Below are 11781 nucleotides of genomic sequence, written 5' to 3'. Positions count from 1 at the left end.
ACGGTAGAGGCCCATCTCAGCGAAAGGCGATGCTTGCGGCGGATGCTCACCCGGCCGCCGGCCTTCGGAGAGCGAGACGTCATGGAATGGCGGGAGGAGGGAATCGTTCTCGGCGTGCGGCGCCAGGGCGAGACCAGCGCGGTGGTGGAGATCATGACGCGCGAGCGCGGCCGCCATCTCGGCCTCGTGCGCGGCGGGCGATCGCGCCGCCTTCAGCCCGTTCTCCAGCCGGGCAATCAGGTCGAGGCCAACTGGCGCGCGCGGCTCGACGAGCATCTCGGCTTCATGACCGTCGAGCCGCTGGCGCTGCGCGCCGCCAAGCTCATGGAAACGGCGATCGGCCTGCACGGCATCCAGCTGCTCGCCGCCCATGTGCGCTTGCTTCCCGAGCGCGACGCCCATCCCCGCCTCTACGACGCGCTGCAGACCATCGTCGAGCATCTGGAGGATCCGATCGCGGCGGGCGTGATGATCCTGCGCTTCGAGGTGGCGCTCTTGGAGGAACTAGGCTTCGGGCTCGATCTCGAAGCCTGCGCGGCGACGGGCGCGCGCGAGGATCTCGTCTACGTCTCGCCGAAATCGGGCCGTGCCGTCAGCCGCGCGGCGGGCGAGCCGTGGAAGGACCGGCTGCTGCCGCTGCCCGGCTTCCTGGCGCAGGGTGCGACGCGCCCGGATGCGGCGCATCTCGCTGCGGGCTTCCGCATGACCGGCTTCTTCCTCGCCCGCCATGTCTGGGAGCCGCGCGCGGTTGAGCCGCCGCCCTCGCGGGCCGGTGCGCTCAACGAGATCGCGCGGTCGACGCGGGATTGAGCCGTCAGAGCGTGAGCGGCACCACGAAGGGTGTGCCGGAAAAGGCGTCGGCGCCGCGCCCGATCGAGCGGATGGCCGCGACCATGCGGCCCCCGCGGCCGAGCTTCTCGTCGGCGAGCTGCACCAGCAGCGCGTTCGGGGTGGCGGACGGCGCGCGGCGGCGCAGCTCCTCGGCGAGCGCCTGCTCGTCCAGTTCGGGATTGATCGCCAGCGCCAGGATGTAGGCGGCGGCGGTGGAGCGGCTGATGCCGGCCCAGCAATGCACGGCGAGCGGCGCCGTGCGATCCCAGCGATGGCCGAATTCGAGCAGCCGGTCGAGATGGTCGGCGCCGGGATGCGTCAGCCCATCCGTGGGCGTGGTGATGTCGTTCATGCCGAGGAAGAGATGCCGCTTCGGCTCGATCGAGGCCGGGCGCTCCACGGGCGTGTCGGCGTTGATCAGCGTGACGACGCCGGCCGCGCCGTGTTCGAGCACGGTGGCGGGCATGTCGGCCAGCGAGGAGACGACGAGATAGCTCATGTCGACGACTTTCGAGGGGGAGGGGAGGCGGGATGGACGAGGCGGTCGAGCGCCTCGAAGCGGGCGAGATAGGCCGCGCCGACGCTCGCGGCGGGCTGGGGCAGGAAGCGCGCCTCCTCAAGCGCCGCCGCGCCGGGTCGCCCGAACAGGTTGGCCGCTTCCGCGGCGGTGAAGCCGGCGAGAAGCTGGGCCTCGTAATAGGCGGAGACGCGGTCGGCGGACTTGATGAGCCGGGCGACCGCCGACGGCAACTCGGCCGGCAGGCCGAATCGGCCGTGGATCGCAGCCTGGAGGCGCTTCTCGACGCTCTTGTAGTCGCCGCCGAGCACGCTCTTGAACGGCGAGATCATGTCGCCGATCACGTATTCCGGCCCGTCGTGCAGCAGGGCGGCAAGGCGCCAGCGCGGATCGGGCTCGGTCTCGGCCACGATCTCCTCGACGATCAGCGAGTGCTGCGCCACCGAGAAGGCGTGGTCGCCGAGCGTCTGCCCGTTCCAGCGGGCGACGCGCGCCAGCCCGTGGGCGATGTCGGCGATCTCCACGTCGAAGGGCGAGGGGTCGAGAAGATCGAGCCGCCGCCCCGAGAGCATGCGCTGCCAGACGCGCGGCGGCTTGGCGGGCTTCGGCGGCGGCGCGGAGGCGGCCCGGCTCACGGCTCGTCCACCGCCCCGGCAGCGGTCGCCTCCGGCAGCGTATAGCCGGCCCATTCGGGCACCTCGGCCTCCAGCGGCACCCCGTCGGCGGAGAGCGTGGCATCGGCCCGCAGCGCGTCGGCCATCTTGTCGATGCGAATCATCCCCATGCCGAGCGCGCCCGCGGCGGAGAGCACGGTGCCGATCGTGCGGCCTCCGGCCTCGACGTTGGCGCCGGGCGTCAGATGCCCCTCGGCGCGCAACACCATCAGGCGCCTACGCGCGGTGCCGCGATGCTGCATGCGCGACACCACCTCCTGCCCGACATAGCAGCCCTTGCGAAACGACACGCCGCCGTTCTGGTCGAGAAGAACATCGTGCGGAAAGACGTCGGAAGCGGGAAAGTCGCGCTCGGCCTCGGCGACGGCCTCCGCGAGGCGCAGCGTCTCGAAGCCGGCGACGTCGCTGCCCGCCGCCTCGGCGGCCGTGCCGTAGAGGCGGAAGACGGGCGCGGGGAAGCGCGTGTCGCGCAAGGCGTCCGCTGGCATCTCGCCCGTGTCCCAGACCGCGGCCACCGCGTCGCCCACCGGCGTGAGCGTCACCTTGGCGCGCAGCCGGTAGAGCGTCAGGCGCTTGGCGAGGTCGGCCCGCGCGCCCGCCGCGACGTCGAGGCGGAGCCCGTCGGCTGCGCGGCTGATCAGGAAGTCGAAGAGGATCTTGCCCTGCGGCGTCAGGAGCGCGGCCGGGCGCGCTTCGCCGGCGGGCAGCGCGTCGAGATCGGCGGTCACGAGATTCTGCAGGAAGGGTTCGGCCTCGGGACCGCCGACGAGGAGCACGGCGCGGTCGGGCAGGCGGGCGGAGGACATCGGCGATCATCCCATCCGGCCAGCCGCCTCGAAACGGGGTTCGAAAGCGGCGGCCACTCGTCTAAAGCTCGTGCGGACCCGGCAAAGTGTCGGAACGCAGAATCCGTATCTGCGGATTTCATCGGCGAGAAGCAAGGATGGGGCGATGACCGGCGGTTTCGAGACGGTGCTGCGCGGCGGCACGGTGGTGAACCACGAGGGCGAGGGGATCCGAGACATTGGCCTCCGCGACGGGCGCATCGCTGAGATCGGCGCCATCGCGCCGGGCGCAGGTGGGCGGGAGATCGACTGCCGCGGGCTGCATGTCCTGCCGGGCGTCATCGACAGCCAGGTGCACTTTCGCGAGCCCGGCCCGACGCACAAGGAAGACCTCGAATCGGGTTCGCGCGCGGCGGTGCTCGGCGGCGTCACCTGCGTCTTCGAGATGCCGAACACCGACCCGCTCACCACCGACGAGGCGGCGCTTGCCGATAAGATCCGCCGCGGCCACCACCGCATGCATTGCGACTTCGCCTTCTGGGTGGGCGGCACGCGCGAGAACGCCGCCGACGTCGGCGAACTCGAACGCCTGCCGGGCGCGGCGGGCATCAAGGTCTTCATGGGCTCCTCCACCGGCTCGCTGTTGGTGGAGGACGACGATGGCGTGCGCGAGATCCTGAAGCGCGCGCGCCGGCGGGCCGCCTTCCACTCGGAGGACGAGTTCCGGCTACGCGAGCGCCTCCCCCTTCGCGTCGAGGGCGATCCCGCCTCGCACCCGGTCTGGCGCGACGAGGTGGCGGCGCTGCAATGCACCGAGCGGCTGGTGGGGATCGCCGAGGAAACGGGCGCGCGCATCCACGTGCTGCATATCTCCACGGCCGAGGAGATCCTCTTTCTCGGCCGGCATAAGGCCAACGCCACCTGCGAAGCGACGCCGCATCATCTCACCCTTTCGGCCGAGGACTACGCCCGGCTCGGCACCAAGCTGCAGATGAACCCGCCGGTGCGCGACGTCCGGCACCGCGACGGGGTCTGGCTCGGCATCGCGCAGGGGATCGTCGACGTGCTCGGCTCCGACCACGCGCCCCATACGCTGGAGGAGAAGGCCAAGCCCTATCCGGCCTCGCCCTCCGGCATGACGGGCGTGCAGACGCTCGTGCCGGTCATGCTCGACCACGTGGCGAAGGGGCGGCTGTCCTTGCAGCGCTTCGTCGATCTCACCTCGGCCGGGCCGCAGCGCATCTTCGGTCTGTCGGGGAAGGGGCGGATCGCGGTGGGCTACGACGCCGACTTCACGATCGTCGACCTCAAGCGCCGCGAGACCATCACGGACGCCTGGATCGGCTCGAAGTCGCAATGGACGCCGCATGACGGGCGCGCCGTCACCGGCTGGCCGGTAGGCACGATGGTGCGCGGGCGCCGGGCGATGTGGGAGGGCGAGATCGCCGAGGCCGCCACCGGCGAGGCCGCGCGCTTCGTGGAGACGCTGGCACCGCGCGGATAGACGGCGGCACGGGGGAAGGGCTGTCGGCCGATCGGCGTCCGCCCTTCTCTATATGGGGACACGGCCGAGGAAGACCGGCGCGCCGGCATGAAAGACCGCGGTGCAGGAGACCCGCCGATGCGGGTCGAGCGATCGTCCGCATCGAGTTCGGATGCCGATTCGCGCCCGCTCAGTCGCCGGCGACGAAGAACTCGAACCGGCCTTCCGGCGAGATGCCGACGCGGAAGAAGTCGTAGGATCCGTTGGCGACCATGCGCTGGTAGTCGCCGGCGGTGACGAGTTCGAAGAGCTCGACGAGCTGGGGCTTCGTCAGCGTCTCGAGGTTCACCTGCGTGAAATAGGGCCAGACGAAGATCTCGTTGTCGCCGTCCTGCCCGAGCCGGACATGGCCGGCCTCCAGTGTTTCCAGGAGAATCGCCAGCATCTCGACGCCGTTGCCGTCGCCCGAGGCGCCTTTCAGGATCTCGATCGGATCCTCGTCGCCGGGGCTGGCGGAGAGCGCCGTCGGCTCGGCCCCGGTTTCGAGGAGCGGGCGCAGCTTCTCGACGTCGCCGGTCCTGGCGGCCTCGATGAGCTTGCGGCGCAGATCGCGCACGGGGGTGGGCAACTCGTCCTCGCCATAGGCGATGTCGGCGGGCGGCAGATCGGCCGCCGGGGCCTGGCCGACGGTCTCGCCGGTGTCTGGGTCGGCTTCCGGCGCGGCCGTCCCGGGGTTCGTGCCCTGGGGCGGCGCCGTGGTATTGGTCGATGGAGCTTGCGGCTGCGCGGCGGTTGGCGGCGCGGCCGGCGTTCCCGCGGGAGGGGCTGGAGTGGCTCCGCCGGTCGGTGGCGGCGTCGAGGGCGCAGCGCCGGGTCCGGCCGGGGCGGCGGGCTGGCCGGGAACGGGCGGCAGCGGCACCGAGACGATGCCCTCGCGGGTCGTCGTGGTGCCGTCCTCGCCGGTGATCTGCGACAGCGCCAGCGAGGGGCCGGTGGTGCCGAGGAGAAGGGCCGCCAGAAGCGGGAGGAGGCGCAGTGGCCGGGTGGGGGTCATCGGCGTCCCAAGGTGGTGCAGGAAGGGTGGCGGCGGGCTATTGCAGCGCCCGCTCGGCCCGGAATTCGCCGAACTCCACGCGCTGGCGAAGCTGGTCGAGAAGTTCGAGCACGTCGCTTTCGCCGTAGCGACGCACGAGTTCGGTCACGGCCGTGGTGATGGCGGTCTCGGCCAGGATCTCGGCTTCGATCCCGTCGGAGATGCCGTCGGCCCAGGCCTCGTTGTGATACTCGATCGCCACCTGCTTCTTCTCGGCGACGATGAGATCGTCGAGGTCGGAACTGTGCAGGTCGATCATTCCGGAACTCCAATTCACTGTCTTGCGCGCGGGGCGCGCTCCCGGGGCGGAAGGACGGGGGCTGCCGCCGCCTGCCGCACCGCATCCTTAACCAAAGCTTAACTGCCGTACCTTGCGCTGATCTCCCGCGAAAGGGTTGCGCCTTCTTTTCGGTATCTTTCGATCGCGACCGTCGCGGCCGGGGTACACTGGCGATAGGTCGATTCGAACGCCCGGTATCCCTGGTTGAAGTTCGCCACGAGAATGCGGCGGTCGGCCTCGCCCGGCGACTGCGCCTCCAGAAGCTCGCTCATCTTCTGGCGCCAGACGTCGGCGTTGGGGTCGCCGCAGAGCGCCCGCAAAAAGTGGATCGATCCGAGCAGCGTCGCGAGACGGCCGAGCGGCTTCATGTAGGGTGCGTTAGAAGGCACGGGCTGTTCGCTCGCCGCCGGCTCGCCCGCCTTCTCGCCCTTCGGCTGGGCTGCCAGCGGCGACGCCGCCGCCAGTTGCAACGCCAAGACGACGCCGCCGACGCGAAGGGTTTGAGGCAAATTGCCGGGGAAGATCATGGGGCAGGTTTGCAGGTCGAATGCGGAGATTGCAAGACGAGCCGGCCCCGGTGCCGCAAGGCTTGTTCGTTAAGGTTAGCGGCGGAAATGACCGGAGACTAGGGAGCGATCAGCTCAACGGCAGAAGGGCTTGAGCGGCCTCGACCACCCCGGCCAGACCGGCCGTCGTCTGCCCGTCTGCGGCGAGCGCCGCGAACTGTGCGGGGGTGACGAACCGCGCCTCGGCCGCATCGTCGCCCGCCTGCGGATCGCTGGCATCGCCCGCGTCAGCGCGTGCCGCGAAGACCGCGATCACCGCATGGGCGCCGTTCGCCGCATCGATCGCCTCGTGGTTGCGCACGAAGCGGAGGGTGCCCGCGGACAGGCCGGTTTCCTCCCGAAGCTCGCGCCGTGCGGCGGCCTCCAACCCCTCGCCGAACTCGACGCGCCCGCCCGGCAGGCTCCAGAGCCCGGCGAAGGGCGCGCGGGCGCGCAGCACGAGAAGCAGGTCGTGGCCGCGAAACAGCGCGACGGAGACGACGACGACGGGGCGGAGCGCGGACATGGGGCTCGCTCTACGCCTTCGCCGCCCCCGCGCCAAGGCGAGCCGGCAGCCGCGCCGCCCTTGTGCGCGTGCTCGGCCGCGGTCATGGTCCGGCGATGTGTGGACGCTTCTCTCTCACCACGACGCCGGACGCCGTCGCCGAGCATTTCTCGCTGACGGAGCTCGATCCGTTTCCGCCGCGCTACAACATCGCGCCGACGCAGCCGATCCTCGTCATCCGCAAGAGCGAGCCCGACATGCGCCCGCGCAACGCCTCGGGCCGGTTCGGTCAGCTCGCGCGCTGGGGGCTCATTCCCGGCTGGGCCAAGGATCCCGCAACCCTGCCGCTCTTCTTCAACGCCCGCTCGGAAACCGCGCACGAGCGCAACGCCTTCAAGGGCGCGCTGCGCTATCGCCGCTGCCTCGTGCCGGCGAGCGGCTTCTACGAATGGCGGCGGGCGGGTCGCGAGAAGCCGGAACCGTTCTTCCTCAAGCCGCGCGGCGAGGGGCCGGTCGCCTTCGCGGGCCTCGCCGAGACCTTCCTTGCCGCAGACGGCAGCGAGATCGACACTGCCGCGATCCTGACGGTCGGGGCGAACGCGTCGCTCAGCGCGATCCACGAGCGCATGCCGGTGCTGATCGAGCCCGCCGACTTCGAGCGCTGGCTCGACTGCCGCGAGTTCGAGCCCGCCGCGATCGCCGATCTCCTGCGCCCCGCGCGGGACGACGCTTTCGAGATCGTCGCCGTCTCCGATCGCGTCAACGCGGTTGCGAACATGGGGCCGGACGTGCAGAAACCGCTGAACCCCGACGATCCGCCGCCGCCCACGCCGCCGGCCGCGCAGGGGAGCCTCTTCTAGCCAGCGCAGGGACGCCGCCCCATGAACATCGACCTCCTCAAGCGACTCTGCGAGACCCCGGGCGTGCCCGGACACGAGCACCGCGTGCGCGATCTGATCGCCGCCGAGGCCGCAAGCCTCTTCGACCGGGTGGAGACCGACGCGATGGGCTCGCTCGTCTGCACGCGCGACGGCGAGGGGGAGGATCCCGAGCGGATCATGCTGGCCTGCCACATGGACGAGATCGGGTTTCTCGTCAGCCACGTCTCCGACAAGGGCTTTGTCCACGTCTCGCCGGTTGGCGGCTTCGATCCGCGCAACCTGTTCTCGCGGCGCGTCCTCGTCTGCACGAAGGAGGGTGACCACAAGGGCGTGATGATGGCGGAGGGCAAGCCGGTGCACATCGCCTCGCCCGAAGACCGCAAGAAGGTGCCCGAGCCCACCGACTTCTTCATCGATCTTGGCTTCGGCGCGGCGACGAAGGACAAGGTCCGCGTCGGCGATTTCGTGGTCATGGACGAGCCGCTGCTCGAACTCGGCGACCACCGCATCGTTTCGAAGGCCCTCGACAACCGCATCGCTTGCTGGCTGGGCTTGGAGGCCGTGCGCAAGCTGCTCGACGATGGCCGGTCGCACAAGTGCCAGCTGACCGTGGCCTTCACGGTGCAGGAGGAGGTGGGGCTGCGCGGCGCCAAGACGGTGGCCTATGCGGTGAAGCCGCATATCGGCATCGGCGTCGACACGACGCTCGCCTGCGACACGCCGGGCGTGCCGGAGAAGGACCGCACCACCGAACTAGGCGCCGGCGTCGGGCTGCATCTGAAGGACGGCTCGTTCATCGCCGATCGCGATCTCACGGACGAGGTCGAGGGCATCGCGGTGGCGAACGGCATTCCCTACCAGCGCACGATCCTCGGCGGCGGGGGCATGGATAGCGCCTCGCTGCAGCAGGCGGCCACCGGCGCCAAGGCGATCGGCATCGTGGTGGGCACGCGCTACATCCACACCGTGGGCGAGATGATCGACCGGCGCGACCTCCTGGCGGCGCGCGATCTTCTGGCCGTCTTCGTCGCCGCCCACTGACGGCAAAACCGGCCTCCCTTGGCAGGAAGGGCCGGGCGGTCGGGCCCGGCTGAGTCTGGGCGTTTAGCCCGGCGGCGTCGCGACGGCGCGCGCCCTGCCGTCTGGCCGGGGATGCGATGGCGTGGCGTGCGGGGCCTCGCCGACGCGCGCCCGAGCGTCACCACTCCCACGCGACAGGCCGCCCGGTCGATCCCGGCCAGCCCAATTCTTCGTGCTTCGTCGAGCCGTTCTCAGTCCCGCGCGATGCCGGAGGAGACCGCCGCGTATTGCGGGACCTTGGCGCGCACGTCGTTGGCGGCCTTGTCCTTGCGGCAGGCTTGGCTGGCGGCGGCGATCGCGGCGATGCCGATCTCGCGATAGTTGCGCACGAGGTTGCTTTCGCGGTCGCGGTCGCTCTTGGAGCGGAAGGTGAAATGATGCGGGGTCATGATGCAGGCTCTGCTGGAGTTGGGTGTCGGAGAATGCGCGTTCGATTGCGTCGGATTAGCGGCATATGAGCACGAAAGCACGCAATCTATACTTAACAAAACGTTGCAGCCGCCATATGTGACGTGATTGCTACATGCTGCGATGCGGCAAAGATGAACGAAGTCTGAACGGCCGGGATTCTCTACTTCTGGGCGCGAGCGGGGCCGGAGCGCGGCGGGGAGAGGGCGGTTTGTGGAACCGTCGCTTTGCCGGTAGGACAACCCCGGCGGCCGCACCGCCCAAGCGTATTCGACCGGAGATCAGGACGTGGACGACGGCTTCCGGGGGCTGAGCCTCACCAACACCTTGACGCGCCGCAAGGCCGAGTTCCGCCCGCGCGACTGGCGGCTGGGCGAGGTCGCCGAAGCCGATCGGCGGGTTCGCCTGTATGTCTGCGGCCCCACCGTCTACGACTTCGCCCATATCGGCAACGCGCGCCCGGTGATCGTCTTCGACGTGCTGTTTCGCCTGCTGCGCCATCTCTACGGCGCCGAGGTCGTGGTCTATGCCCGCAACATCACCGACGTCGACGACAAGATCAACGCGCGGGCGGTGCGCGACTTTCCCGCGCTGCCGCTGAACGAGGCCATCGCCCGGGTGACGGAAGGCACCGCCGCGCAGTTCCACCGCGACGTCGCCGCGCTCGGGTGCTTGGCCCCTAGTTTCGAGCCCCGCGCCACCGCCTTCGTGACGCCGCGCGCCGACGGGCTGCCCGACATGGTCGGCATGATCGAGACGCTGCTCGCGCGCGGCCACGCCTACCAGGCGGGCGGCGAGGTGCTCTTCGACGTGCGCTCGATGCCCGCCTACGGCGCCCTCTCGCATCGCAAGCTCGACGAGCAGCAGGCCGGCGCCCGCGTCGCGGTGGAGGCGCACAAGCGCGACCCCGCCGACTTCGTGCTCTGGAAGCTCTCCTCGGAGGGCGAGCCGGGCTGGGACAGCCCCTGGGGCCGGGGCCGGCCGGGCTGGCACATCGAATGCTCGGTCATGTCGGCCGCCTATCTCGGCGAGACCTTCGACATCCATGGCGGCGGACTGGATCTCATCTTTCCCCACCACGAGAACGAGATCGCCCAGTCCTGCTGCGCCCATGGCACGCAGGCGATGGCGGAGGTGTGGATGCACAACGGCTTCCTCCAGGTGGAGGGGCGCAAGATGTCGAAGTCGGAGGGCAACTTCATCACCATCGCCGACGTGCTGGAAACCGACACGGTCGGAGGCCGGCGCTGGCCGGGCGAGGCTGTGCGCCTTCTGATGATGAAGACGCATTACCGCGAGCCCATCGACTTCACGCTGGCGAAACTGGAGGAGGCCGTGCGCGAGCTCGACCGCTGGGAGCGCCTGGCCCGCGCTGCGGAGAGTGCCGAGCCCGGCACACCGGACGCCGCCTTCCTCGCCGCGCTGTCGGACGATCTTGGCATTTCCGGCGCGATCGCCCGCGTGCATCAGCTGTTCGACGAAGGTGCGGTGCCGGCGGCGCTCGCCAGCCTCGCGCTGCTCGGGCTGAACCCGCTACGCGAGGCTGCGCTCGACGGAGCGACGCAGGCGCGCATCGCCGAGCGGCTGGAGCGGTTGAAGGCACGCGACTTCGCGGCGGCCGACGCCATTCGCGCCGAGCTCACCGAGCGCGGCATCATGCTGAAGGACGGCAAGGACCCCGCGACGGGCGAGCGCGTCACCACCTGGGAACTGAAGCGTTGAGCGAGACCCGCCGCACCGCCTATCCGCCGATCCAGCCGCACGAGACCGGGCGGCTGGAGGTCGGCGACGGCCATGCGCTCTATTACGAGATCTGCGGCAACCCGGCGGGCAAGCCGGTGATCTTCCTGCATGGCGGGCCGGGCAGCGGCTGCTCGCCGACGCATCGCCGGCTCTTCGACCCCACGCGCTACAAGGTCGTGCTGTTCGACCAGCGCGGTTGCGGGCGCTCCACGCCGCTCGCCAGTCTGGAGGCGAACACGACGCCCGATCTCGTGGAGGACGTCGAGCGGCTGCGCGCGCATCTGGGGCTCGGCCGCGTCATGCTGTTCGGCGGCTCCTGGGGCTCGACGCTGGCGCTGGCCTATGGCGAGCGCTATCCCGAGCATGTCACCGAGATGGTGCTGCGCGGCATCTTCACCGGGCGCCGCGCCGAGCTCGACTGGTACTATCGCGAGGGTGCGAGCCGGCTCTTTCCCGACGAGTGGGAGCGCTTTCTCGCGCCGCTGACCGAGCCCGAGCGCGCCGACCCGGTCGCCAGCTTCCGGGTGCGCCTGCTCGACCCCGACCGCACGGTGCGCGCGGCGGCGGCGCGCGCCTGGACCGACTGGGAGGCACGCACCGTCTCCATGCGCACGCTGCACGACGGCGCCGGGGCCTTCGGCGCCAGCGACGCGGCCATCGCCTTCGCGCGCATCGAGAACCACTATTTCGTCCACGACCTCTGGCTGGAAGAGGGGCAGCTGATCCGCGACGCCGGCCGCCTCGCCGGCATTCCCGGCGTGATCGTGCAGGGGCGCTACGACGTGGTGACGCCGCCGGTCACGGCCTGGGACCTGCACAAGGCCTGGCCCGGCTCGGAACTGCAGATCGTCGAGGATGCCGGCCACGCCTTCTCCGAGCCCGGCACGCTCGACCGGCTTCTGGTGGCGACGGATCGCTTCGCGGGCTAGTCTCCCCCTGATATCCGCAGGGGAGAT

The 11781-nt window shown here is 70.4% G+C and carries 14 protein-coding genes; 6 read left to right on the top strand and 8 right to left on the bottom strand.

From position 1 onward, the window contains the following. Positions 1 to 81 precede the first annotated feature (81 nt). Positions 82 to 810, top strand: a complete 729-nt coding sequence (gene recO, locus GGR04_RS13670) for a DNA repair protein RecO (protein ID WP_183200450.1) — start codon at positions 82 to 84, stop codon at positions 808 to 810. Positions 811 to 814: 4 nt separating this feature from the next. Here the strand turns inward: recO and GGR04_RS13665 are convergent, their stop codons facing one another. Genes GGR04_RS13665 through ygfZ form a run of 3 tightly spaced genes read right to left on the bottom strand, consistent with a single transcriptional unit; the run spans position 815 to position 2828 of the window. After that, positions 815 to 1330 carry a tyrosine phosphatase family protein gene (locus GGR04_RS13665; protein ID WP_183200449.1) on the bottom strand — a complete coding sequence of 172 codons (516 nt, stop codon included), beginning with the start codon at positions 1328 to 1330 and terminating at the stop codon, positions 815 to 817. Further along, positions 1327 to 1920, bottom strand: coding sequence for a YfbR-like 5'-deoxynucleotidase (locus GGR04_RS13660; RefSeq protein WP_183200636.1), 594 nt, complete (start codon positions 1918 to 1920; stop codon positions 1327 to 1329). Before GGR04_RS13660 ends, GGR04_RS13665 begins: the two co-directional genes overlap by 4 nt. Positions 1921 to 1979: 59 nt before the next feature. Then, the gene (gene ygfZ / locus GGR04_RS13655) at positions 1980 to 2828 is read right to left on the bottom strand and encodes a CAF17-like 4Fe-4S cluster assembly/insertion protein YgfZ (RefSeq protein ID WP_183200448.1); all 849 of its coding nucleotides are present in this window, start codon (positions 2826 to 2828) and stop codon (positions 1980 to 1982) included. A 145-nt stretch (positions 2829 to 2973) separates the two neighbouring features. On the opposite strand from ygfZ, the gene GGR04_RS13650 reads away from it, so the two are divergent. Next, positions 2974 to 4311, top strand: coding sequence for a dihydroorotase (locus GGR04_RS13650; protein WP_183200447.1), 1338 nt, complete (start codon positions 2974 to 2976; stop codon positions 4309 to 4311). A gap of 169 nt (positions 4312 to 4480) precedes the next feature. Here GGR04_RS13650 and GGR04_RS13645 read toward each other — a convergent pair whose 3' ends face one another. The 4 genes from GGR04_RS13645 to GGR04_RS13630 all read right to left on the bottom strand — a co-directional run bounded on the left by GGR04_RS13645 (position 4481) and on the right by GGR04_RS13630 (position 6734). Further along, positions 4481 to 5344, bottom strand: coding sequence for a hypothetical protein (locus GGR04_RS13645; RefSeq protein ID WP_183200446.1), 864 nt, complete (start codon positions 5342 to 5344; stop codon positions 4481 to 4483). A gap of 37 nt (positions 5345 to 5381) precedes the next feature. Further along, entirely contained in the window at positions 5382 to 5642 is a 261-nt protein-coding gene (locus tag GGR04_RS13640) for a hypothetical protein (RefSeq protein WP_183200445.1), read from the bottom strand. A 98-nt stretch (positions 5643 to 5740) separates the two neighbouring features. After that, positions 5741 to 6190, bottom strand: coding sequence for a TIGR02301 family protein (locus GGR04_RS13635; protein ID WP_183200444.1), 450 nt, complete (start codon positions 6188 to 6190; stop codon positions 5741 to 5743). Between the two features lie 109 nt (positions 6191 to 6299). Next, positions 6300 to 6734 (bottom strand): NUDIX hydrolase, encoded by a 435-nt coding sequence (locus GGR04_RS13630; protein ID WP_183200443.1) that lies wholly within the window; start codon positions 6732 to 6734, stop codon positions 6300 to 6302. 95 nt (positions 6735 to 6829) lie between these two features. On the opposite strand from GGR04_RS13630, the gene GGR04_RS13625 reads away from it, so the two are divergent. Continuing rightward, positions 6830 to 7573 (top strand): SOS response-associated peptidase, encoded by a 744-nt coding sequence (locus GGR04_RS13625; RefSeq protein ID WP_183200442.1) that lies wholly within the window; start codon positions 6830 to 6832, stop codon positions 7571 to 7573. A 21-nt stretch (positions 7574 to 7594) separates the two neighbouring features. Next, positions 7595 to 8635: a M42 family metallopeptidase gene (locus GGR04_RS13620; protein WP_183200441.1), complete on the top strand. Its 1041-nt coding sequence runs from the start codon at positions 7595 to 7597 to the stop codon at positions 8633 to 8635. Between the two features lie 230 nt (positions 8636 to 8865). Here the strand turns inward: GGR04_RS13620 and GGR04_RS13615 are convergent, their stop codons facing one another. Further along, positions 8866 to 9063 (bottom strand): hypothetical protein, encoded by a 198-nt coding sequence (locus GGR04_RS13615; protein ID WP_183200440.1) that lies wholly within the window; start codon positions 9061 to 9063, stop codon positions 8866 to 8868. Between the two features lie 307 nt (positions 9064 to 9370). Between GGR04_RS13615 and cysS the strand changes: the two genes are divergently transcribed. Together cysS and pip are read left to right on the top strand one after the other, a co-directional pair. Further along, positions 9371 to 10804: a cysteine--tRNA ligase gene (cysS, locus tag GGR04_RS13610; protein ID WP_183200439.1), complete on the top strand. Its 1434-nt coding sequence runs from the start codon at positions 9371 to 9373 to the stop codon at positions 10802 to 10804. Continuing rightward, positions 10801 to 11754, top strand: coding sequence for a prolyl aminopeptidase (gene pip / locus GGR04_RS13605; RefSeq protein WP_183200438.1), 954 nt, complete (start codon positions 10801 to 10803; stop codon positions 11752 to 11754). Before cysS ends, pip begins: the two co-directional genes overlap by 4 nt. Positions 11755 to 11781 lie beyond the last annotated feature (27 nt).

This window comes from Aureimonas pseudogalii (assembly GCF_014196835.1).
GTDB lineage: Bacteria > Pseudomonadota > Alphaproteobacteria > Rhizobiales > Rhizobiaceae > Aureimonas > Aureimonas pseudogalii.
Note: the sequence above shows the minus strand (reverse complement) of the source record. Positions and strands in the feature narration are given on the sequence as shown.